Below are 22,833 nucleotides of genomic sequence, written 5' to 3' on the forward strand. Positions count from 1 at the left end.
GGCTGCCCGCGACGAGACGCCCGGGCGAGATGATGGACGCAGTCCAGCCGCGCCGGCAGCACGAGCGCGCGCACGCACCCCCGAGTCCTGGAGGCATCATGTCTCGTCCCCGTTCCCTTCGCGCGGCCGCCGTCGGCCTCGTCGTGGCCGCCCTGGCCCTCACCGGCTGCGCCTCGGCGTCGGGCGGCTCCGCCGGCGACCCCACCACCGGCGACGCCGGGTACATCACCCCCGGCAAGCTGACGATCGCCACGGGCGAGACCGCCTACGAGCCCTACGTGATCGGCAACGACCCGGCATCCGGCAAGGGCTACGAAGCCGCCGTCGCGTACGCGGTCGCCGACAAGCTCGGCTTCGCGAAGGAGAACGTGGAGTGGGCGCGCACGAGTTTCGAGGCGGCCATCGCGCCCGGCCCGAAGAGCTTCGACTTCAACATCCAGCAGTACACGATCACCGATGAGCGCAAGCAGGCCGTCGACTTCTCCACGCCGTACTACTCCGCCAGCCAGGCCGTCGTGGCGATCAAGGGGGGCCCGGCCGACGGGGTCACCGACATCGCCGGGCTCAAGAAGCTCGCCTTCGGCGCGATGTCGGGATCGACCAGCGCGCAGACGATCGACGACGTGATCAAGCCCGACGCGGCGCCGCAGCTCTACAACTCCAACGAAGACGCCGTCGCCGCGCTGAAGGCGGGACAGTTCGACGCGTTCGTGATCGACCTCGACACCGCGTTGCTGGCCGTCTCGCAGTACATCCCGAACTCGTTCCTCATCGGCGCGCTGCCCAAGGGCAACGTCGCGGACGAGTGGGGTGTCGTGCTCGCGAAGGGCTCCCCGCTCACCGCGAAGGTGTCGGCCGCGATCGACGAGCTCCGGGCCGACGGCTCGCTCGACCGCCTCGCCCAGGAGTGGCTGACGCGCCCGGGCGTGACCCAGCTGCAGTGACGTCGCGCTAGCGTCGTCGCGTGACCACCCACATCCCGAGCGCCCTCGAGCAGGGCCGCCGCGCCTACCGTCGCGGCCGCGAGCAGCGCTCGGTGCTCGTCGCCGTCGCCTCGACGATCGTGTTCGCCGCGGTCGTCTGGGTCACGGTCGTCAACACCTCCGGCTGGGCCGCGGTGCAGGAGTCGTTCTTCGACCCCGCCGTCGCGTTGCGCGCGCTGCCGACGGTCTGGGAGGGATTCCTCCTCAACCTCCAGGTGCTGGCGCTGTCGACCGTCACGGTCGGCATCGCGGGGCTCGGCATCGCGCTGCTGCGCACCCTGCGCGGCCCGGTGTTCTTCCCCCTGCGGGTGCTCGCGGCCGCCTACACCGATCTCTTCCGCGGCTTCCCCTTCATCATCGTCGTCTACCTCATCGGCTTCGGCCTGCCGACGGTCACCGGCACCCGTATTCCGCCGGTGGTGCTCGGGGTGATCGCGATCACCCTCACGTACTCGGCATACATCGCCGAGGTCATCCGCGCCGGCATCGAGGCGGTCCACCCGTCGCAGCGACTCGCCGCGCGCGCCCTCGGGCTCACGCACACGCAGACCCTCCGCCGCGTCGTGCTCCCCCAGGCGCTGCGCAAGATGACCCCGCCCCTCATGAACGACTTCATCTCCATGCAGAAGGACGTCGGTCTGATCTCGATCCTCGGCGCCATCGACGCGGTGGCCGCCGCCCGGTCGATGACCGCGCAGACCTACAACTTCACGCCGTACGTCGTGGCCGGCATCCTGTTCGTGCTCCTGGCGATCCCGACCATCCGCGTGACCGACTGGTACACCGCGCGACTGCGCGCCCGCGAGCAGACGGGGTCGATCCTGTGACCGCCCTGCTGCGCGCCGAGGAGGTGTGGAAGGCGTTCGCCGGGCACGAGGTGCTGCGCGGGATCGACCTGGACCTCGCCCGCCACGAGGTGGTCGCCCTGATCGGCGCGAGCGGATCGGGCAAGTCCACGCTCCTGCGCTGTCTGGGTCTCCTGGAGCCGATCGACGACGGGCGCATCCTGCTCGGCGACGAGGACATCTCCGACCCGCGCGTCGACGGCAACGCCGTGCGTGCGCGGTTCGGTGCGGTCTTCCAGGGCTACAACCTGTTCCCCCACCTCTCGGTGCTCGACAACGTGTCGCTCGCCTCGCGGGTGGTGAAGCGGATGCCTCGTCGCGAGGCCGACGCACGCGCCCTCGCCCTGCTCGACCGCGTAGGACTGGCCGACAAGGCCAAGGAGCACCCCGACCGGCTCTCGGGAGGTCAGCAGCAGCGCGTCGCCATCGCTCGAGCGATCGCGACCGACCCCGAGGTGCTTTTCCTCGACGAGATCACCTCGGCGCTCGACCCCGAGCTCGTCGGCGAGGTGCTCGAGCTCGTGCGCAGCCTGGCCGAGGACGGGGCGACGATCCTCATGGCCACGCACGAGATGGCGTTCGCCCGCGACGTCGCGCACCGGGTGGTGTTCCTCGACGCGGGGCGAATCGTCGAGCAGGGACCGCCCGCCCAGGTGTTCGCCGCCCCGCGGGAGGCCCGCACCCGGGAGTTCCTGACGCGCTTCATGGCCTGACCTCGGCCACCCCATCTGGGCGCACCCCACCCACCCACGTGTTCGTGACACGAATGGGCGATTGCCGGTGCCTTTTCGCAGGGGCGAGTGCAGGGATGTGTGGCAGAAGCGCCGCGATCGGGGGCTCAGGCGAGGGAGCGCTCGGCGGCCTCCACGACGTTGGTGAGCAGCAGTGCCACGGTCATCGGCCCGACCCCGCCGGGGTTGGGCGAGAGGTAGCCGGCGACCTCCGAGGCATCCGGATGCACGTCGCCGTGCACGACGCCCTTGCCGGTCTCGGGGTCGGTCTCGCGCGTGACCCCCACGTCGAGCACGGCGGCGCCCGGCTTCACGTGCTCGGCGCGCACGATGTGCTTCACCCCGGCGGCGGCGACGATCACGTCGGCCTGCCGCAGGTAGGAGCCGAGGTCGACCGTGCCGGTGTGCGTCAGGGTGACGGTGGCGTTGATGGCGCGCCGGGTCAGCAGCAGCCCGATCGAGCGGCCGATCGTGACGCCGCGACCCACGACCACGACGTGCTTGCCCGTGAGGTCGTAGTCGTTGCGCAGCAGCAGCTCGATGACACCCCGCGGGGTGCACGGCAGCGGCGTGGTGATCGGCGCATTGACGTTCAGCACCAGCCGGCCGAGGTTGGTCGGATGCAGGCCGTCGGCGTCCTTCGCCGGGTCGATCCGCTCGAGGATCGCGTCGGTGTCGAGGTGCTTCGGCAGCGGCAGCTGCACGATGTAGCCGTGGCACGCGGGGTCGGCGTTGAGCGCGTCGATCGCCGCTTCGACCTCGGCCTGCGTGGCGTCGGCGGGCAGCTCGACCTGGATCGAGTTCATCCCGATCGCCTCGGACTGGCGGTGCTTCATCCCGACGTACAGCTGCGACGCGGGGTCGGCCCCGACGAGCACCGTCGCGATGCCCGGCACCACGCCGCGCGCGCGCAGCGCCGCGACCCGCTCCTCGAGCTCGGCCTTGATCTCGGCCGCCGCGGCCTTCCCGTCCAGCCTGATCGCCGTCATCCGTCCGTCCTTCGTTCGTGTGTTCGTTCTCCCCCGCCGCCCCAGCGAGACTGCACTCCGGCATCGAGACCTCCGCGGTCCGCACGAGTCTCGATGCCGGAGTGCAGTCTCGCTGTCGGAGCGGGGCGGGAGGGGGCGGGGAGGGAGGGGACGGGATGCCGCGGGGTGCGGCATCCCGCGAGACCTACTGCTGCAGGTCGGGGTAGAGCGGGAACGCGTCGGCGAGGGCGGCGACGCGGGCGCGGAGCGCCTCGACGTCGGCACCCGGGATCAGCGCGAAGGCGATGATGTCGGCGACCTCGGTGAACTCCGCGTCTCCGAAGCCACGGGTCGCGAGCGCCGGGGTGCCGATGCGCAGGCCGGAGGTGACCATCGGCGGCCGCGGGTCGTTGGGCACCGCGTTGCGGTTGACCGTGATGCGGATCTCGTGCAGGAGGTCTTCGGCCTGCTTGCCGTCGATCGCCGCGTCGCGCAGGTCGACCAGCACGAGGTGCACGTCGGTGCCGCCGGAGCGGACCGCGATCCCGGCATCCTTCACGTCCTGCTGCACGAGACGCTCGGCGAGGATCTGCGCGCCCCGCAGGGTGCGCTCCTGACGATCCTTGAACTCCGGCGTCGCCGCGAGCTTGAACGCGGTCGCCTTCGCGGCGATCACGTGCATGAGCGGCCCGCCCTGCTGCCCGGGGAACACCGCCGTGTTGAGCTTCTTGGCGAGCTCGGGATCGTTGGTGAGGATGAAGCCCGAGCGCGGGCCGCCGATCGTCTTGTGCACCGTCGAGGAGACGACGTGCGCGTGCGGCACCGGGTTCGGGTGCACGCCCGCCGCGACGAGACCGGCGAAGTGGGCCATGTCGACCCAGAGGTACGCGCCCACCTCGTCGGCGATCGCGCGGAACGCGGCGAAGTCGAGCTGACGCGGGTACGCCGACCAGCCGGCGATGATCACCTTCGGCTTGTGCTCGAGGGCGAGGCGGCGCACCTCGTCCATGTCGATGACGGATGTCTCGGGGTCGACGCCGTAGGCGACGATGTCGTAGAGCCGGCCGGAGAAGTTGATCTTCATGCCGTGCGTGAGGTGGCCGCCCTGGTCAAGGGCGAGGCCGAGCAGGGTGTCGCCGGGGCGGGCGATCGCATGCAGCACGGCGGCGTTGGCGGTGGCGCCGGAGTGCGGCTGCACGTTCGCGAACTCCGCGCCGAACAGCGACTTCGCGCGGGCGATCGCGAGCTCCTCGGCGACGTCGACCTCTTCGCAGCCGCCGTAGTAGCGGCGACCGGGGTAGCCCTCGGCGTACTTGTTGGTGAGCACGGACCCCTGCGACTGCAGCACCGAGACGGGCACGAAGTTCTCCGACGCGATCATCTCGAGGTAGCCGCGCTGGCGATCGAGCTCGCGCTGCAGCACCTCCGCGATCTCGGGATCGACCTCGGAGAGAGGGGCGGTGAAGTACGGATCGGTCATGACGATCTCCTGACGACGGCTTTCGGAAATGAGGTGTCCCGCATCGGCCCAGGCGCGCGGTCGAATGCCGTTGTCAGCCGCTCCCCGGTGGTGGCCCACCTCAACGCCAGTCGCGACGCTCCGAGCATAACGGATGCCGGTGGTAGGCTCGACAGCGGTATTTGTTAGTAGTCCTAACTTGAATCGTCGCCGTCGATGGATCACGCTCGGAGGAGCGGTGGACCCGAGCGGCGCCGCCGATCGGAGACCTCGTGCCCCTGCTCCCCCTCGTCCCCCTCCCGGCCTCCGTCGAGGCCCCGGACGCGGTGCCGTTCCGGATCGACGCGTCCACGGTGATCGAGGGCGAGGCGGATGCCACGGCCGCCCTCTCCGCCGTCGTCGCCACGCGCACGGGGCTGACGCCGAACCCCACCGCCGGCGACCGCACCGTCGTGTTCCGGCTCGCGCCGGGCGGGGCGGCCGAGTCGTACCGCATCACGGTGGACGAGGCATCCGTCACCGCCACGGCGCCCGACCGCGCCGGACTGTTCTACGCGGCGCAGACACTCGGGCAGCTGATCACGCGGGACGGCGACGGGTGGATGATCCCGGCGGTGACGCTCGAGGACGCCCCCCGCTTCGCGTACCGCGGCGTCATGCTCGACGTCGCACGCCACTTCCACCCGCTCGAGACCGTGAAGGCCTTCGTCGACCGTGCGGCGGCCCTGAAGCTCAACGTGCTGCACCTGCATCTCAGCGACGATCAGGGCTGGCGCGTGCAGCTCGCCTCGCGGCCGCGGCTCACCGAGGTGGCCTCGTCCGGCGCGGTCGGAGGCGATCCGGGCGGCTTCTACACGAAGGCCGACTACGCCGAGATCGTCGCCTACGCGGCATCCCGCCACATGACCGTCGTCCCCGAGTTCGACATGCCCGGGCACACGCATGCCGTCGGACTCGCCTACCCCGAGCTCGCGGAGGATCCGGTGCTGTCGACGCACATCGAGGAGATCGCCTCGACGTACGGCGGTGAGCTGCCCACGCCGGGCGTCGCCTACACGGGGATGGCCGTCGGGTTCTCCTCGCTCAAGACGCGCGACGAGGCCACCTACGACTTCGTCGCCGACGTGTTCGGCGAGCTCGCCGGAATGACACCGGGACCGTACCTGCACTTCGGCGGCGACGAATCGCTCGCCACGGAGGACGAGGACTTCGGCGTCTTCGTCGATCGCGTCTCGCGCATCATCGCCGACCTCGGCAAGACGCCGATCGCGTGGCACGAGGCGGGCTCGCGCACGATCGACGACAGCACCGTGGGGCAGTACTGGGGGTTCGTCGTCCCCACCGGCGGCATGGACGACAAGGCCCGCGCCTTCGTCCGCAACGGGGCGCGCGTCATCCTCTCCCCGGCCGACGCCGTCTACCTCGACATGAAGTACGACGACGACGCGCAGATCGGGCTGACGTGGGCGAACGGCCCGACGAGCATTGAGCGGGCGTACGCGTGGGAGCCCAGCGCGGTGATCGACGGCATCGACGAGAGCGACATCCTCGGCGTCGAGGCGCCCCTGTGGACCGAGACCGTCCGCACGCTCGCCGACATCGACCTGCTCGCCTTCCCGCGCATCGCCGCGGCGGCCGAGGCGGCGTGGTCGCCCGCCGACGGACGCGACTGGGCATCGTTCCGCGAGCGGATCGGCGGCCTCGCTCCGCTGTGGGAGGCGCAGGGCATCGGGTTCTGGCGTTCGCCGCAGATCGACTGGAGCGCCGGATGACGCTCGTCCACTCCGCGCGGCTGGTCGCCCCGGGGAGTGCGGACGGCGTCGTCGACGGCGCCTGGGTGCGCTTCCTCGACGGCCGCGTGACCGATACCGGGACGGGCGACGGGTGGCGCGCCGTCGTCGGCGCGGACGAAGAGGTGACGGATGCCTCCGCCCTCGCCGGTCCGGGCGCACTGCTGGTCCCGGGGTTCATCGACATCCACGGCCACGGCGGCGCCGGGGTCTCCTACGACGACGGACCGGAGGCGATCCGCACGGCGCGCGCCCTGCACCACGCGCACGGGACCACGCGCGCCGTGGTGTCGCTGGTGACGGCGCCGCTGGACGAGCTGGAGCGACGGACCGCGATGGTCGCCGATCTCGTCCGGACCGACCCCGACATCCTGGGCTCGCACCTGGAGGGACCGTTCCTCGATCCCGACCACAAGGGCGCGCACGAGCCCGCGCTGCTGCGCGCACCCGAGCCCGACGCGGTGGAGCGCCTGCTCGCCGCCGGGCGCGGCACCGTGCGGCAGGTGACGATCGCCCCCGAGCTTCCTGGCGGTCTCGACGCGATCCGCCGCGTGGTGGCCGCCGGTGCCGCGGCCGCGGTCGGGCACACCGACGCCGATCTCGACATCGCACGGGCCGCGTTCGACGCCGGCGCCACGATCCTCACCCACGCCTTCAACGCCATGGCGCCCCTGGGACACCGTGCTCCGGGACCGGTCGGAGCCGCGGCATCCGACCCGCGCGTCACCCTCGAGGTCATCGCCGACGGCGTGCACCTCGACCCCGCCGTCGTGCGGATCCTGTTCGCCGCCGCCCCCGGGCGCATCGCCCTGGTAACCGACGCGATGGCCGCGGCGGGCGCGGCGGACGGCCGCTACGTGCTCGGCCGGCTGGAGGTCGACGTCACCGGGGGAACCGCGCGCCTCGCGGACGGCGGCGCGATCGCCGGATCGACCTTGACCCAGGATGCCGCGCTGCGCCTGGCCGTCGGCGCCGGGGTGTCGCTCACCGACGCCGTGCACGCTCTCACCGCCGCCCCCGCGCACGCGATCGGCCGCGGCGCGGACCTCGGTCGCCTCGCGCCCGGCTTCCTCGCCGACGCCGTGCTGCTGTCCGCCGACCTCCATGTGCGTCGCGTCTGGAGCTGACACCGCACCGGATTCCACGGTCGCCCCACGACCTGTGCAGGCACCCGTCCCGGACGTCCGTGCCCGGGCGCGCCGCGTAGAATGCCATGCATGTCCGAGACCCCGCGCGTGAGCGCTGCGGCGCCCGCCGAGCCGCTGCCGGCGGGGATGCGCCCGGCCCTGTCCACCGTCGACGTGCTCGCGTTCGTGTGCGAGCTGTTCGCCTTCGGCACGCTCGCGTTCTGGGGCTTCGCCGCGTGGCCGCTCCCGTGGAACATCGTCGCGGGCATCGCCGCGCCGGGCGTCGCGATCCTGCTGTGGGCCCTGTTCGTCTCGCCCCGGGCCGTGCTCGCGGTGCACCCGTTCGTGCGGGCGATCGTCGAGCTGCTCGTCTACGCCGCCGCGACCATCGCGTGGTGGAGCATCGGGGCCACGTGGGTCGGCCTCGTCTTCGCCGTCGTCGCGGTGACCGTGGGCGTCTTCGCCGGCCGGCGTCGGTTCGCGTGACCGCCGACGTCGTCGCGCTGCTGCGCGAAGCCCTGGGAGAGCGTGTCGACACCGATCCGGCGAGCCTCGAGACCGCGCGCGCCGACAAGTCGGGCCACGCCGCACCCGGGCATCCGCTCGCGGTGGTGCACGCGGCATCCGTCGCCGACGTCCAGGCGACCCTGCGCATCGCGACCGCGACCGGCACCCCCGTCGTGACCCGCGGCGCCGGGACGGGTCTCGCCGGCGGCGCGAACGCGGGGGCGGGCGAGATCGCCCTGTCGGTGCGCGGGATGGACCGCATCCTCGAGGTGCGCCCGGACGACCTGCTCGCCGTCGTCGAGCCCGGCATCCTCAACGCCGACCTGAACGCGCAGCTCGCCGAGCACGGGCTGTGGTGGGCGCCCGACCCGGCCAGCCGTGCGATCGCCACCGTCGGCGGCAACATCGCCACCGGCGCCGGGGGGCTGCTGTGCGCGAAGTACGGCGTCGTCCGCGACGCGGTGCTGGGCGTCGACCTCGTGCTGGCCGACGGGCGGCTGCTGCACCTCGGGCATCGCAGCGTGAAGGGGGTCACCGGCCTCGATCTCACCGCCCTCGTGATCGGCTCGGAGGGCACCCTCGGGGTGGTCGTCGGCGCCACCCTCAAGCTCCGGCGTCTCGTCCCCGGCGAGGTGCGCACGCTGACGGCGACGTTCCCCGACGTGCGCGCGGCCGCGGTCGCCTCCGCCGCTGTGACCGCCTCGGGCGTGCAGCCGGCGATCCTGGAGCTGATGGATGCCGCGTCCCTGGCCGCCGTCCATGCCCTGCTCGGCATGGACCCGCCGCCGGCCGGTGCCGCGCAGCTGACCGTGCAGACCGACGGCCCCGCGGCCGACCTCGAGGCCGAGGCGATCGCCGAGGTGCTGCGCGGTGTCGGCGGCACGGTGGCCGTGGCGGCCGATGCCGCCGAGGGTGAGCGGCTGCTCACGATCCGCCGGACGATGCATCCGGCGATGGAGAGCATGGGCACCGCCCTCATCGAGGACGTCTCAGTGCCCCGCAGCGCCCTGCCGGCGATGTTCGACGAGATCGCACGCGTCGAGCGCGAGCACGGCGTCGTCATCCCCACCGTCGCGCACGCCGGAGACGGCAATCTGCACCCCAACTTCGTGTTCGAGGGGCCCGAGGTCCCCGCGGTGGTGTGGGCGGCGGCCGACGACCTGTTCCGCTCGGCGCTGCGCCTCGGCGGCACGCTCACCGGCGAGCACGGGGTCGGCGTGCTCAAGAGCCGCTGGCTCGCCGACGAGCTCGGCGACGACCAGTGGGAGCTGCAGCGTCAGGTCACGCGGGTGTTCGACCCGCTCGGCATCCTCAACCCCGGCAAGGTCTTCGCACCGTCGCAGCCCTGAGCCCCGGCATCCGTCACCGGCGTCGGCCTACAGCACCTGCCAGTCGGGCTTGTTGTCGTAGGTGTAGCGGTAGTACTCGGCGAAGCGCAGGCGGGACGCGGCGGCCTCGTCGACGACGACCGACGCGCGCGGGTGCAGCTGGATCGCCGAGCCGGGCAGCGACGCCGTCACCGGTCCCTCGACGGCGCCGGCGACCGCGGCGGCCTTGCCCTCGCCGAACGCGAGCAGCACCAGGTGCCGCGCCCGCAGGATCGTGCCCAGCCCCTGCGTGATGCAGTGCATCGGCACGTCGTCGACCGAGTCGAAGAAGCGCGCGTTGTCGTCGCGGGTCTGCTGCGTGAGGGTCTTGACGCGGGTGATCGACGCGAACGACGATCCGGGCTCGTTGAAGCCGATGTGCCCGTCCGTGCCGATCCCGAGGATCTGCAGGTCGATGCCGCCGGCCTCTCCGATCGCCTCCTCGTAGTCGCTGCCGTGGTGCTCGATCCCGTCGAGCGATCCGTCGGGCACGCGCACGCGCCGGGGGTCGAGCCCGAGCGGCTCGACGACCTCGCGCGTGATCACCGAGCGGTAGGACTCCGGATGCCGCGGGTCGATGCCGACGTACTCGTCGAGCGCGAAGCCGCGCACCTTCGACAGGTCGAGCTCGCCGACCCGCGCGCGCAGCGCCTCGTACACCGGCAGCGGCGTCGAGCCGGTCGCCAGGCCCAGCACAGCCTCCGGGTTCCCGCGGACCAGACGCACGATCGCATCGGCGACCAGCGCTCCGGCCGCCTCGCGGGACTCGACGATGATGACCTCAGCCATGGGCGAACGCCTCCTCGGTGTCGTGGGCGACGCCGATCAGCGCGGCGCCCAGCGCCGCCGCCGGCGAGCCCGCCGGCAGTGGCTGCACCCGACCATCCAACCGCAACGAGCGCATGAACGGGGAGGTCGCGGCGCTCGCGGTGAGCTCGGCTCCGACGTCGGCCATCAGCCGCGGGCCGAGCGCGGTCACCCCGCCGCCGAGCACCACGGCGTCGACGTCGGCGGTGAGCACGAGCACCCGCACGGCCGCCGCGACACCGCGCGCGAGGCCCGCCCGCAGCACGCGCGCCTCCGGGTCGCCGGCGTCGGCGGCGTCGAACACGTCGCGCACCGGCAGCGCGCCCGGACGGCCCCAGCGCTCCGCGATCGCCCCGCCGCCGGCGAGCGCCTCGATGCAGCCGCGCTGCCCGCACCGGCACTCCGGCCCGTTCGGATCGATCGAGATGTGGCCGACCTCGCCGGCGGTCCCGCGTCCGCCGCGCCACAGCTCGCCGCCGCTGACGATGCCCGCAGCGATGCCGGTGCCGAGGTTGAGGTAGGCCATCGATCCCGAGCCCCCGCCCCACCCGTCTGCGGAGTGCAGCGCGTACGCACCGAGTGCGGCGGCCTTGACGTCGTTCTCCACGCGCACCGGCACGCCCAGCTGCGGCGCGACGGCTGCGGCGAGGTCGAGCTCCTCGACCCCGAGGTTCACGGCGTGCACGACGCGCGTCGTGCCCGGCTCCACCTGGCCGGGCATGCCCACCCCGACCGATCGGATATCGGTGCGCGGAACGGATGCCTCGACCACGAGGCGGTCGACCGCCTCGAGCACGGTGCGGGCGACGGCATCCGGTCCCCATCCCGTGGGCACGCGCACGCGCCCGACGATGCGGCCCGCGTCGTCGACGGCGACGGCGTCGGTCTTGGTGCCTCCGACATCCAGTCCGAGTCTCATCGACCGGCCTCCTCGGAGGAGCCGGCGGGCGAAGGAGCGCGCATCAGCCCTTGACCGCCCCGGAGACGAGCCCGCCGGTCATGCGTCCCTGCACGAGCAGGAAGAAGATCACGACGGGGATCGAGATGAGGGTGGCGCCGGCCATGACCGCCCCCCAGTTGGTGGCCTCGGTGGCCGACTGGAACGAGTTGAGCCAGGTGGGAAGGGTCAGGTTGTAGCCCTTCATGAGCAGCAGCGCCATGGTGAACTCGTTCCACGACTGGATGAACGCGAAGATGCCGGTCGAGACGAGCCCGGGCGCGAGCAGCGGGAAGGTCACCTTCCAGAACGCCTGACTCTTCGTGCAGCCGTCGATCATGGCCGCCTCCTCGAGGTCGGCGGGGACGCCGGCGACGAAGCCGCGCAGGGTCCAGATGGTGAACGGGATGACGGACGCGAGGTACACGATCCCGAGGCCCAGCAGCGTGTTCATCAGGCGCCAGTCGTCGATCATGCCGTAGATGGTGAACATCATCGCCTCGCCGGGGATCATCTGGATGATCAGCACCGACACGATGAACCCGCGCCGCCCGCGGAAGTGGAAGCGGGCGACGGCGATCGAGGCCAGGAAGGCGAACAGCAGCGTCACGATCAGCACGCCGATCGTGACGATCGACGAGGTGAGCAGTGCGTGCGGGAAGTCGGTCTGCCCCGGGGCGGCCTCGCGCGTCCACGCGGTGACGTAGTTCTGCATCGTGAACTGGAAGGGCAGGAAGTCGGGGTTGCGGCTGATGATCTGCTGCCCCTGGGTGAACGACATGTTCACCATCCAGTAGACCGGGAACACGGAGCACAGGAACACCACGGCGGCGGCGATGTTCAGGACGGTGCGCGTGACGACCCGTCGCGGGGCGGGACGCCGCCGCTGGAGGGAGCGCGGGCGGGGGGCGCCGGGCGTGCCGGACTCGTCGAGGATCTCCTCGACCCGGGCGGTGCCGAGCTGGGTGGCGATGCCGACCTGGGTGCTCACAGCTCCTCCTCCTTGAGGGTGGTGCGGACGTATCCCCACGACATCGCCAGCAGCAGCACGACCATGATGACGCCGATCGCGCTGGTGACGGCGAACTCGCCGACGCCCTGGCGGAAGAGGTAGGTGCCGAGCACGTTCGTCTCGGAGATGAGACCGCCGCGGCTCTGCAGCGCGTAGACCTGGGTGAAGATGCGCAGGTTCCAGATGATCTGCAGCACGAGGACGACGGTGAGCACGCTGCGCAGGTAGGGGAAGACCACCAGCCGGAAGCGGGCGAAGCCGGTCGCGCCGTCGAGGGAGGATGCCTCGAGCACCTCGGTGGGCACCTGACCCAGGGCGGCGTACGTGGTGAAGGCCACGAACGGCACGCCCTGCCACACGACGATGATCGTGAGCACGAGGTAGAAGGACCACGGGTTCAGCAGCCAGGAGTGGTTGGTCCAGTCCGACGTGCCGGTGATCGTGTTGAGGGCCCAGTTGACCACGCCGTACTGCGTGTCGAAGATCCAGCCCCACACGGTGGTGGCGGCCAGCGGCGGCATCGCCCAGGCCAGGAGCAGCCCGACCGAGACCGTGACGCGCCACCCGCGACCGAGCCGCGTCATGAGGAGGGCCACCAGCACCCCGAGCAGCACGATGAGCGCGGTCATCGCGACCATGAGCCCGAGGCTGCGCATCAGCACGACCGGGAAGTCGGACTGCGTGAAGACCGCGATGTAGTTGTCGAACCCGACGAAGTCGGCGAACGTGCCCTTCACCTTGTTCTTGATCGAGTAGTCGGTGAAGGACTGCACGACCATCGTGACGGCCGGGTAGCCCACCATGACGCCGAGGATGATCAGCGACGGAGCGAGGAGGGTCCACGCGCCGCGCGCCTCCCGGCGCCGCCGGGTCTTCTCGCGGGGCGTCAGCGGGGCGCGCTGCGGGCGCTTCGTCGCGCGGCGCGGAGCCGGAGCGGTGAGCACGGTGTCTGTCATGACGCCTCCTTTCTCGGGATGCGGGATGCCGGGGGTCGGACACTGCGGAGGGGGTTCCGGCGAGCCGGAACCCCCTCCGGCGGGCGGTGCCGCCTACTTGTTGAGGATCGCCTCGATCTGAGTGTCCAGTGCGGTGGCGATCGTCTTGACGTCCTGACCCTGGGCGATCTTGACGAGCGCGTCCTTGATGATGCCCGACGTCTCAACCTCGGCCCAGTTCGGGCTGGCCGGGACGGCCTTCGAGTCGGCCGCGGCCTTCGCCGCCTGCGTGGTGATCTCGTCGGTGGGCAGGTACTTCGCGAAGGAGGTGAGCGCGGGGATCAGCCCGTTCTCGCCGAGGATCTTCTGGTACCCCTCTGAGAGCATGATCTCCACGGCCGACTTGGCCATGTCCTTCGCGTCGCTCTTGGCGGCGACGGCGATGTTCGAGCCGCCGGCGAACACCGGAGCGACCGAGCCCGCGGTCATCCCGGGCAGGGCGAACGCGGCGAGGTCCTTGCCGACCGTGTCGGGGCAGCCGGGCGCCTTCGCGTCGGCGGCGGCGAGCACCGACCACTTCATCCACGCGGGAGCCGACAGGAAGCCGACCTCGCCGGCGCAGAACGGCACCTGGGGGTCGGTCTCGTCGGCGTCGGCGGGTGCGATGTTGGCCTGCGTGTAGACCTGCTGCAGCTGCGTGAGGCCCGCGACGCTCTTGTCGCTGGAGAACTGCGCATCCCACTTGTCGCCGTTCTTCACGGCGATCTCGCCGCCGTGCGCCCAGACGTAGGGAAGCGCGTTGTACCAGTCCTTGCCGGGCGCGTAGATGCCCGACTTGGTGGCGGTCTTCATCGCGACGCCGTCGGCGACGTACTGGTCGAGCGTCGTCGGCACGGTGCCGGTGAAGGTCGACGGCGAGTAGAACACGACCCGGGAGCCGGCGTAGTACGGCGCGGCGTACAGGCTGCCGGCATCGGAGCCGAGCTCGACGAAGCTCTTCAGCAGGTCGCTGCCGCCCAGCGTGGACTGGATGTCGGAGATGTCCTCGAACAGCCCCTGCGAGATGAACCCCGGCGCCTGCGTGTTGCCGACCTCGACGACGTCGGGCGCGTCGTTGGACGAGAGGGCGGCGACGTAGTTGTCGCTCGTGTCCGCCCAGGTCTTCTGCTCGATGTTGAGCGTCCAGCCCGAGTGCTCCTTCTCGAACGTCGTCTTCAGGTAATCGCGCGCGTCCTGCGGGGTGTCGGTGCCGACCAGCCAGACCGTCAGCGTTCCCGTCGCCGCCGCGCTGGACGCGCCGCCGCCGGCGCCTCCCGAGCAGCCCGCGAGCGCCACGGCGGACGCACCGAGGAGGGCGATTGCTCCCAGCTTCTTGTTCATGTGACTTCCTTGTTCTCATGGTGGGGATGGACCGGGTGGCCCATCCGGGGGGGGATTCGCGGGGTCGGTGCCGACCCCGTCCGCTACGAGACGCCCAGCTGTCCCGAGAGGACCATGACGGCGGCGCCGCGCAGGACGATGTCCTGGCCTTGCTCCGTCATCCGCACGGTCACGCCGTCGTGGAAACGCGCGAGCGTTCGCGTGCGGAGGGTCTCGACGGTCTGATCCGCGAGGGGACCGTCGAGGAGTTCGGACGGGCCGGAGAGCACGATCTCCGACAGATCGAGGGCGCCGACCACGGGTGCGAGGGCGATGCCGAGCCGCTCCCCCGCGTCGCGCAGCACGCCCTCGCGGGCGGCGGTGCCGGCCTCGTCGAGCCGCGCGGTGAGCGACGGGACGGACAGCCAGGCCTCGAGGCATCCGATCTTCCCGCACTTGCACAGCGGGCCGCCGTCGGTGCCGACCGTCACGTGCCCGATCTCGCCCGCGGCGAAGCGGCTGCCGCGCAGCGGCTGTCCGCCGGCGAGCAGGCCCGAGCCGACACCGCGGCCGACCTTGACCAGGAGCACGTCTGCGCCGGCGCCGCCGAAGGTGTACTCGGCGAGCACCGCGGCGTTCGCGTCGTTGGCCACGAGCACGGGCAGGTCGAGGGCCGCGCGCAGCGCACCTTCGAGGTCGAACCCGGCCCAGCCGAGGTTGGGGGCGGTGAGGATGACGCCGCGGTCGTCGACCACACCGGGCGTGCCGACGCCCACCCCCAGCACGGGTGCGTGGGCCTCGGAGACGAGCTCCTGCGCGAGGGCGACCACCGCGGCGACGACGTCGTCGCTCGCGCCGGGCACGGGCGTCTCGCGACGCACGACGATCTCTCCGTCGAGCGTGAGGACCGCCCCGATGAACACGTCGCTGCCGGAGAGGTCGAGTCCGACGATGCGGTGACCGTCGCGGTCCAGGTCGACCAGCATCGCGGGCTTTCCGGGTCCGGATGCCTCGCGTACGCCCATCTCTGCGACGAATCCGTCGGAGATGAGCTCGGCGACGAGGTCGGAGATCGTGACGCGGGTGAGCCCGGTCTCGCGGGACAGGTCGGCGCGGCTCATCGCCCCGCGGTGGAACAGCGTCTGCAGCACCAGGGCACGGTTGTGTCCGCGCGCGTGCTCGGGCAGCACCTTCGCACCCTGCCGCAGGGTGCGGCCCGCACCGGACGTGCGGGCGGGGAGGGGCGGCGTCTCCAGGAGCGAGGGTGCGCTCTGCGTCTCCGAGGTGGTCACGTTTGTTAGTAGACCTTACGAACAAAAGATCCGCAAGCGACGGGACACATTTTGACCGGCGCGTTTACAAACTCGTTACATTCGCGGAGGCGGCCGCGCTCGCTTAGGGTGGGCCGGGACGAGGAGGTTCTCCATGCCGCGCATTCCCGCCGGACGGCTCATCGCCGCTCTCACCATCGCCGCCGTCTCGACGCTCGGGCTGACCGCCTGCACGGGGTTCGGCGGGGGCTCGACCGCCGGCGGCTCCAGCTCCGGTCCCGTCGACCAGCCCGGCGATGCAGGGCAGTCCTCCGCCGATGCGTGCGCGCTCGTGCAGCAGACCATCTCGGACGCCGCCACCGAGTTCCAGTCCGCGGCGACCGATGACCCGGCGGTCGTGGTCGAGAGCATGAAGGCCGCGGCCGCGAAGCTCGGCGACGCGACCGGGCAGGTGACCAACGACGAGGTCGCCGCTCTCCTCCCCCCGCTGCGTACCGCGTTCGAACGCGCCGCAGAGGTGATGAAGGCGGTCGCCGACGGAGATGTCGGCAAACTCGGAGATTCCGCCGCCATCGCCTCCGACATCCAGGCACCGCTGCAGAAATTCCAGGAGATCTGCACTCCGTGAGTTCCGACGAGCGGATGCCGCGGCATCCGCTCGTCCGACTGACGTCCCCAGCCGTAACGAGACCGTTGCCTGCGTTCGGCGGGCGTCCTTTACCATAGGTGGTGGGGAAACACCGTCAAGGGGGTACGTGCGTGACCGATCTGGCCACCAAACCGCAAGCCGATGAGGCGCCGTCCGGCGACCCCGTCGACACCGTCGCGCTGCCCGAGACCGCGCCCGCCGACATCGACGGCGGCGATCCCGGCTACGCGTGGGCCCCCGTCGAGCCGGCGCCCAAGAAGCGCCGCCTCGCGCTGTGGATCGGCATCCCCGCCGGCGCCGCGCTGATCGGTCTGGTCGCCACCTCGCTCGTGCTGATCGCCCCCGGGACCGCCATCGCCGGCGTCCCCGTCGGCGGACTCACCCCGGGCTCCGCGGCCGAGGCCGTGCAGCAGCGCCTCGACGCGACCACCATCGTGCTCACCGGCGCGGGCCGCGACGCCCAGGTCACCGGTGCCGCCCTCGGCGCCACCGTCGACGCGAAGGCCCTCGCCGACGCCGCGTTCGCCGATCGGCCGATGTGGAATCCGACCGCGTGGTTCTCACCCGCGATCGACGCCCCCGTGACCGTCGACCCGGTCGTCGCCACTGCGGCGCTGCGGAGGGCCGCCCCCTCGATGTTCACCGACCCGGTCGCCGCGACCGTCTCCTTCGACGCCGCGACCGGCTCGTTCGCCGCCGCTCCGTCCGTCGCCGGCGAGGGCATCGACCTCGCCGTCGTCGAGAAGGCGCTGCACGACGCGTTCGCCACCGGCCAGACGCGTGTCGACCTCCCCGCCACGTCGGTACCGGTCGACTCGGTCGCCACCACCGCCAACGCCCAGGCGGAGGCCGCCAAGCTCAACGGCATGCTCGACGCCGTCGGCTTCTACGTGGGCGCCGAGCGCACCGTGCCGATCGACCGCGCGGTCGCCGCATCCTGGCTCACCGTGGCCTCCGACGACAAGGGCGTGTTCTCGGTCACCGCGAACACGGCCGCGATCCAGGCATCCGTCGACGTCCTGCCCGGGCTGATCGACCGCGCACCGGTGAACGCCACCACCATCACCGACACGGCCGGCAACGCGCTCAGCGACGAGACCCCCGGCGTCGTGGGGCGCACGCTCGGCGCGACCACGGGCGTGGCCGCGGCCTTCGCCGCGCAGCTGGCCGGCGGCAACGCCGCCTACGCCCTCCCCGTCTCGGAGGCGCCGTTCACGACCACGGCCCTGGTGCGCACGATCGACGTCGACCTCAGCCAGCAGCGCGTCTACCTCTACGAGAACGGCGCCGTCGTGCAGTCGTGGGCGGTCTCGTCCGGCCTGGCGCCCAACTACACGCCCACCGGCAACTTCCGCATCGGCTGGAAGACGTCGATGCAGAACATGGGCAACCGCGACCTCACGCAGGCGCCGAACTACTTCACGCCCGACGTGCCGTGGGTGTCGTACTTCAACGGCGACGTCGCTTTCCACGGCACCTACTGGCACAGCAACTTCGGCTCGCCGATGAGCCACGGCTGCATCAACATGACCATCGCGGCCGCGAAGTACGTCTACGACTGGGCGCCGAAGGGCGTCGAGGTCTCGGTCCACTACTGATCCGCGACGTCGGGGAGCATCCGGGCGACGACTATCGTTGCCGTGTGCACCACGACAGCGTGCTGGCGATCGACGCCGGCCAGACCGGCATCAAGGTACGCGTCTCCGGCGCCACGGAAGACCGCACGTTCCCCGGCATCCGCACCGACACGCCCCTTCTGCCGCAGCTCGCCGCGGTCGCGCGAGCGGTGCTCGCGGACGCCCCCGGAGCGGCCGACGTGGTCGCAGCCGGCGTATCGGGGCTGACCGCCGCCGAGGCCGACCCCGCGGCGCTGGCCGGTCTGCTCGAGGGAACCGGCGTGCGCACCGCAGTGCTCGCGCACGATTCGACCACGTCGTTCCTCGGCGCGCTCGGCGATGAGCGCGGCACCGTGGTCGCCGCCGGCACCGGCGTGGTCACGCTCGCGGTGGGAGAGGCATCCGTCGCCCGCGTCGACGGATGGGGCTACCTCATGGGCGACGCCGGCAGCGGCTTCTGGATCGGACGCGAGGCGCTCGACGCGGTCATGCGCGCGTACGACGGGCGCGGCCCCGCGACGGAGCTCACCGACGTGGTCACGGGCCGCTGGCCCGAGCTGCCCGACGCCTACCTCGACCTGCAGGCCGACGCGCACAAGGTGGGGGTCATCGCCTCGTTCGCCGAGCCCGTCGCGCGCCTGGCCGACGCCGGCGACGCGGTGGCCCTCGCGATCAGCCGTCGCGCCGCGCGGGAGCTCGCCACCAGTGCCGTGGCATCGCTCGCCCGTGTGGGCCTCACAGACTCCCCCGCGGTGTGCGCGATCGGCGGGGTGTTCCGCTCCTCCGCCCTGCGCGCGGCGTTCGACGCGTTCGTGGCCGCCGACCTGCCGGGCGCCCGCCTCGTCGAGCCCCGCGGCGTGGGGATCGACGGGGTCGCCCTCCTCCCCGGCGTGCGGCCGGGGCATCCGCTCAGCACCGCCGTGTGGCGGTTCCCGGCGCTCTGATCCCGGGACCGCCGAAACGACGAGGAGCGGATGCCGCCGGCATCCGCTCCTCGACCGTTCCGGCGTCAGGCCAGCGCGTCGATGATGCCGTTCAGCGTCACCGAGGGGCGCATCACGCCGGCGACGAGACCCGCATCCGGACGGTAGTACCCGCCGATCTCGACGGGCGAGCCCTGCACGGCGTTCAGTTCGGCGACGATCGCGTCCTCATGGGCGCCGAGGCTCTCGGCCACCGGAGCGAAGGCCGCGGCGAGCTCCGCGTCCGCGGTCTGCGCCGCGAGCTCCTGCGCCCAGTAGAGCGCGAGGTAGAAGTGGCTGCCGCGGTTGTCGATCGTGCCGATCGCGCGACCCGGCGACTTGTCGTTCTCGAGGAAGGTGCCGGTCGCGGCGTCCAGCGTGTCGGCCAGCACCTGCGCGCGCGCGTTGCCCGTGAAGCCCGCGTAGTGCTCCAGCGAGGCGGCCAGCGCGAAGAACTCGCCCAGCGAGTCCCACCGCAGGTAGTCCTCATTCACGAGCTGCTCGACGTGCTTGGGGGCCGAGCCGCCGGCGCCGGTCTCGAACAGGCCGCCGCCCGCGAGCAGCGGCACGATCGAGAGCATCTTGGCCGAGGTGCCCACCTCGAGGATCGGGAAGAGGTCGGTGAGGTAGTCGCGCAGCACGTTGCCGGTCACCGAGATGGTGTCCAGGCCGTGGCGCATGCGGGCAAGCGTGTAGCGGGTGGCCTCGGCCGGCGACAGGATCGTCAACTCGATGCCCTGGGTGTCGATCGTGGCCAGCGCCTGATACACCTTCGCGATGATCTGCGCGTCGTGCGCGCGGTTCACGTCGAGCCAGAAGACCGCCGGAGCACCCGACGCGCGGGCCCGGCGCACGGCCAGCCCGACCCAGTCGACGACGGCGATGTACTTCGTCTGCGTCGCGCGCCAGATGTCGCCGGTCTGCACATCGTGCTCGATGACGACGTTGCCGTCGCCGTCGACGATCTCGACGCGGCCGGCCGCGGCGATCTCGAACGTCTTGTCGTGACTGCCGTACTCCTCGGCCGCCTGCGCCATGAGGCCGACGTTGGGGACGGTGCCGATCGTGGCGGGATCGAGCGGCCCATTCGCGATGACGTCGTCGATCACGGTCTGGTAGACCCCGGCGTAGGACGAGTCGGGGATCACGGCGAGCGTGTCGTCCTCGCCGCCGTCCACGCCCCAGAGCTTCCCGCCGTTGCGGACGAGAGCCGGCATCGAGGCGTCGACGATCACGTCGGAGGGCACGTGCAGGTTCGTGATGCCCTTGTCGGAGTTGGTGTACGACAGGCGTGCCCCGTCTGCCACCGCCCGGCCGAAGGCATCCGTGATCTCCTGTCCGCCCTCGACGGAGGACAGACCCGACAGGATGCCGCCCAGCCCGTTGTTCGGGTTGAGACCCGCCGCGGCGATGCGGTCGCCGAAGCGGTCGAACACGTCGGCGAAGTAGGTCTTGACGACATGGCCGAAGATGATCGGGTCGCTGACCTTCATCATCGTGGCCTTGAGGTGCACCGAGTAGAGCAGGTTCTCGGCCTTGGCCGTCGCGATCGTCTCGGCGAGGAACGCGTCGAGAGCGGATGCCGACAGGAACGTGGCATCGACGATCTCACGCGGCAGCACCTTGAGGTTGTCCTTGAGCACCGTCACGGTGCCGTCCTCGGCGGTGTGGCGGATGGTGAGCACGTCGTCGTGAGCGGCGACCCACGACTTCTCGTTGCTCTTGAAGTCGTCGTGCCCCATCGTGGCCACGCGCGTCTTGGAGCCCGCCGCGAACGCCTTGTTGCGGTGCGGGTGCTTGCGCGCGTAGTTCTTCACCGACAGCGGTGCACGGCGGTCGCTGTTGCCCTCGCGCAGCACGGGGTTGACCGCGGAGCCCTTGATGCGGTCGTAACGGGCGCGCACGTCCTTGTCCTCGATCGACTGCGGGTCGTCGGGGTAGTCGGGGATGTCGTAGCCCTGGCCCTGCAACTCCGCGATCGCGGCCTTGAGCTGCGGGATCGACGCGGAGATGTTGGGGAGCTTGATGATGTTCGCCTCGGGAAGCGTGGCGAGACCGCCGAGCTCGGCCAGCGCGTCGCCGACCTGCTGGTCGGGGGTGAGCTTCTGCGGGAACGCCGCCAGCACCCGACCGGCGAGCGAGATGTCGCGGGTCTCGATCTCGACTCCGGCCTGCCCGGTGAAGGCCTGCACGATCGGCAGGAAGGAGGCGGTCGCCAGGGCCGGAGCCTCGTCGGTGTAGGTGTAGATGATGGTCGGTTCGGTCACCGGTCATGTCTCCGTTCGCGTCGGATTCCAGCCTAGCCCAAACGGGCAAAGTATCTTGATGTCGAGATAACTGTCGACATGAACGCCGAGTGACGGCGCGCCATGAGAGTCCCCATGGCACGCACCGGGGGGATACCCTGTGCTCATGGGTGAACTGCGCCTGGTCGAACTGTCCGCCGCCACCATCGTGGCGGTCAACAACCTGTCGCTCAAGCCGGGACAGGAGGAGTACCTGTCGCCGGTGAGCTATGGCGTCGCGGCCACCGTGGTGAACCCGCAGAGCACCTGGCAGCGCGTCGTGGTCGACGACGGCGGGGCGGTCGTCGGGTTCGTGAGCGCGAACTTCGACGCCGACGATCCGCAGGAGCACTTCCGCTCCGTGCTCTGGCGCATCAACGTCGACGCCGACGCGCAGGGCTCGGGTGTCGGCCGATTCGCCGTCGAGAAGCTTGTCGCCGAGGCCCGCGACCGCGGCTTCGATCACGTCGATGTGGTCTACGAGGCCGGCGAGGGCGGGCCCGAGGCGTTCTTCACCCGCGTGGGCTTCACGCCCGTGGACGAGACCGAGTACGGCGAGGTCATCGCCGAGATCAGGATCTGACCTCCTCCGCGCAGCACGGCGACGGGCCGGGGTGGTTGCGACCGGCGGCGGGGTCTCGGATCCCCCTCCCCCACCGAGACCTCGTCGCCTTCTCCGCCCCGAGCTGAGGCGCTAAGGATCGGGGGTCGACGTGCGGCCGCGCGCCGGCGACTCGCGCGGCCAGAACGCCCAGGTGACCAGCGCGGCCGCGCCGAGGGTGATCGCGCCCAGGAGGAACGGATTGCGGAACCACACGATCACGGGCGCGACGCCGGGGAACGACCACATCACCAGTCGCACCGTCGTGGCCGTGTAGTCGAAGGGATCGGCCTCGACGTTCGCGTCCCCCTTCATGCGGAAGGTCGCCGAGTCCCCCTCGACGCCGAGCACCTCCACCACGCGGTGGGTGACAGGGAGCTCGCCCGGGCGCTCGACCGTGACGACGTCGCCGATCGAGATGTCGCGGGCGGGCATCTCGCGCACGAACGCGATGGACCCCGACGGGATGGCGGGCGCCATCGAGCCGGTCGCGAACATCACGATCGTGATGTGGAACAGCAGCGCGGCCAGGACGAGCAGGATGCAGATCGACCCGCCGACAGCGAGCACGTTCAGCAGGACGGATCCGAGGATGCCGCGGGCCCGCCCCGCGCGCACGGTG

At 71.5% G+C, this 22,833-nt stretch carries 21 protein-coding genes and 1 riboswitch; of the genes, 11 read left to right on the top strand and 10 right to left on the bottom strand.

Going from position 1 to position 22,833, the window contains the following annotated elements:
* The first annotated feature begins 98 nt into the window (after positions 1-98).
* Genes ACSJDX_RS00440 through ACSJDX_RS00450 form a run of 3 tightly spaced genes read left to right on the top strand, consistent with a single transcriptional unit; the run spans position 99 to position 2,541 of the window.
* Positions 99-944, top strand: a complete 846-nt coding sequence (locus ACSJDX_RS00440) for an ABC transporter substrate-binding protein (RefSeq protein ID WP_438353641.1) — start codon at positions 99-101, stop codon at positions 942-944.
* 20 nt (positions 945-964) lie between these two features.
* A complete protein-coding gene (locus ACSJDX_RS00445; RefSeq protein WP_438353642.1) occupies positions 965-1,810 on the top strand; it encodes an amino acid ABC transporter permease in 846 nt (281 codons plus the stop codon).
* Positions 1,807-2,541, top strand: coding sequence for an amino acid ABC transporter ATP-binding protein (locus ACSJDX_RS00450; RefSeq protein WP_438353643.1), 735 nt, complete (start codon positions 1,807-1,809; stop codon positions 2,539-2,541). Before ACSJDX_RS00445 ends, ACSJDX_RS00450 begins: the two co-directional genes overlap by 4 nt.
* 125 nt (positions 2,542-2,666) lie before the next feature.
* Here the strand turns inward: ACSJDX_RS00450 and ACSJDX_RS00455 are convergent, their stop codons facing one another.
* Both ACSJDX_RS00455 and glyA read right to left on the bottom strand, forming a co-directional pair.
* Positions 2,667-3,548: a bifunctional methylenetetrahydrofolate dehydrogenase/methenyltetrahydrofolate cyclohydrolase gene (locus ACSJDX_RS00455; RefSeq protein WP_438353644.1), complete on the bottom strand. Its 882-nt coding sequence runs from the start codon at positions 3,546-3,548 to the stop codon at positions 2,667-2,669.
* A 184-nt stretch (positions 3,549-3,732) separates the two neighbouring features.
* Positions 3,733-5,007, bottom strand: coding sequence for a serine hydroxymethyltransferase (glyA, locus tag ACSJDX_RS00460; RefSeq protein ID WP_438353645.1), 1,275 nt, complete (start codon positions 5,005-5,007; stop codon positions 3,733-3,735).
* A gap of 39 nt (positions 5,008-5,046) precedes the next feature.
* A riboswitch (ZMP/ZTP riboswitch) is annotated at positions 5,047-5,131 on the bottom strand.
* 127 nt (positions 5,132-5,258) lie between these two features.
* Between glyA and ACSJDX_RS00465 the strand changes: the two genes are divergently transcribed.
* From ACSJDX_RS00465 to ACSJDX_RS00480, 4 genes are all read left to right on the top strand, one after another.
* Positions 5,259-6,758 (top strand): family 20 glycosylhydrolase, encoded by a 1,500-nt coding sequence (locus tag ACSJDX_RS00465; RefSeq protein ID WP_438353646.1) that lies wholly within the window; start codon positions 5,259-5,261, stop codon positions 6,756-6,758.
* Positions 6,755-7,903 (top strand): N-acetylglucosamine-6-phosphate deacetylase, encoded by a 1,149-nt coding sequence (gene nagA, locus ACSJDX_RS00470; RefSeq protein WP_438353647.1) that lies wholly within the window; start codon positions 6,755-6,757, stop codon positions 7,901-7,903. Before ACSJDX_RS00465 ends, nagA begins: the two co-directional genes overlap by 4 nt.
* 90 nt (positions 7,904-7,993) lie before the next feature.
* Complete coding sequence (locus ACSJDX_RS00475) at positions 7,994-8,389, top strand: YrdB family protein (RefSeq protein WP_438353648.1); 396 nt, start codon at positions 7,994-7,996, stop codon at positions 8,387-8,389.
* Positions 8,386-9,759 (top strand): FAD-binding oxidoreductase, encoded by a 1,374-nt coding sequence (locus ACSJDX_RS00480; protein ID WP_438353649.1) that lies wholly within the window; start codon positions 8,386-8,388, stop codon positions 9,757-9,759. Before ACSJDX_RS00475 ends, ACSJDX_RS00480 begins: the two co-directional genes overlap by 4 nt.
* A 27-nt stretch (positions 9,760-9,786) precedes the next feature.
* Here ACSJDX_RS00480 and ACSJDX_RS00485 read toward each other — a convergent pair whose 3' ends face one another.
* From ACSJDX_RS00485 to ACSJDX_RS00510, 6 genes are all read right to left on the bottom strand, one after another.
* Positions 9,787-10,566 (bottom strand): glucosamine-6-phosphate deaminase, encoded by a 780-nt coding sequence (locus ACSJDX_RS00485; RefSeq protein ID WP_438353650.1) that lies wholly within the window; start codon positions 10,564-10,566, stop codon positions 9,787-9,789.
* Positions 10,559-11,503 carry an ROK family protein gene (locus ACSJDX_RS00490; RefSeq protein ID WP_438353651.1) on the bottom strand — a complete coding sequence of 315 codons (945 nt, stop codon included), beginning with the start codon at positions 11,501-11,503 and terminating at the stop codon, positions 10,559-10,561. The genes ACSJDX_RS00485 and ACSJDX_RS00490 overlap by 8 nt, the downstream gene beginning before the upstream one ends.
* A gap of 43 nt (positions 11,504-11,546) precedes the next feature.
* Positions 11,547-12,365, bottom strand: a complete 819-nt coding sequence (locus tag ACSJDX_RS00495) for a carbohydrate ABC transporter permease (protein ID WP_438355017.1) — start codon at positions 12,363-12,365, stop codon at positions 11,547-11,549.
* 143 nt (positions 12,366-12,508) lie between these two features.
* Complete coding sequence (locus ACSJDX_RS00500; protein ID WP_438353652.1) at positions 12,509-13,489, bottom strand: carbohydrate ABC transporter permease; 981 nt, start codon at positions 13,487-13,489, stop codon at positions 12,509-12,511.
* A 93-nt stretch (positions 13,490-13,582) separates the two neighbouring features.
* Complete coding sequence (locus tag ACSJDX_RS00505) at positions 13,583-14,848, bottom strand: extracellular solute-binding protein (RefSeq protein ID WP_438353653.1); 1,266 nt, start codon at positions 14,846-14,848, stop codon at positions 13,583-13,585.
* 83 nt (positions 14,849-14,931) lie between these two features.
* On the bottom strand, positions 14,932-16,119 hold the full coding sequence (locus tag ACSJDX_RS00510; RefSeq protein ID WP_438353654.1) for an ROK family transcriptional regulator: 1,188 nt from the start codon (positions 16,117-16,119) through the stop codon (positions 14,932-14,934).
* Positions 16,120-16,252: 133 nt separating this feature from the next.
* Here ACSJDX_RS00510 and ACSJDX_RS00515 point away from each other — a divergent pair, with 133 nt between their 5' ends.
* From ACSJDX_RS00515 to ACSJDX_RS00525, 3 genes are all read left to right on the top strand, one after another.
* Positions 16,253-16,726, top strand: a complete 474-nt coding sequence (locus tag ACSJDX_RS00515; RefSeq protein ID WP_438353655.1) for a hypothetical protein — start codon at positions 16,253-16,255, stop codon at positions 16,724-16,726.
* 131 nt (positions 16,727-16,857) lie between these two features.
* A complete protein-coding gene (locus ACSJDX_RS00520; RefSeq protein WP_438353656.1) occupies positions 16,858-18,345 on the top strand; it encodes a L,D-transpeptidase family protein in 1,488 nt (495 codons plus the stop codon).
* Positions 18,346-18,389: 44 nt separating this feature from the next.
* Complete coding sequence (locus ACSJDX_RS00525; RefSeq protein WP_438353657.1) at positions 18,390-19,307, top strand: N-acetylglucosamine kinase; 918 nt, start codon at positions 18,390-18,392, stop codon at positions 19,305-19,307.
* 65 nt (positions 19,308-19,372) lie between these two features.
* On the opposite strand, the gene ACSJDX_RS00530 is transcribed toward ACSJDX_RS00525, so the two are convergent.
* Positions 19,373-21,592, bottom strand: a complete 2,220-nt coding sequence (locus ACSJDX_RS00530; RefSeq protein WP_438353658.1) for an NADP-dependent isocitrate dehydrogenase — start codon at positions 21,590-21,592, stop codon at positions 19,373-19,375.
* A 145-nt stretch (positions 21,593-21,737) separates the two neighbouring features.
* Between ACSJDX_RS00530 and ACSJDX_RS00535 the strand changes: the two genes are divergently transcribed.
* Positions 21,738-22,193 carry a GNAT family N-acetyltransferase gene (locus ACSJDX_RS00535; RefSeq protein WP_438353659.1) on the top strand — a complete coding sequence of 152 codons (456 nt, stop codon included), beginning with the start codon at positions 21,738-21,740 and terminating at the stop codon, positions 22,191-22,193.
* A gap of 111 nt (positions 22,194-22,304) precedes the next feature.
* Here the strand turns inward: ACSJDX_RS00535 and ACSJDX_RS00540 are convergent, their stop codons facing one another.
* On the bottom strand, positions 22,305-22,829 hold the full coding sequence (locus ACSJDX_RS00540; RefSeq protein WP_438355018.1) for a signal peptidase I: 525 nt from the start codon (positions 22,827-22,829) through the stop codon (positions 22,305-22,307).
* Positions 22,830-22,833: the final 4 nt, after the last annotated feature.

It is taken from the genome of Microbacterium fluminis, from assembly GCF_051549805.1.
In the GTDB taxonomy this organism is placed as follows: domain Bacteria; phylum Actinomycetota; class Actinomycetes; order Actinomycetales; family Microbacteriaceae; genus Microbacterium.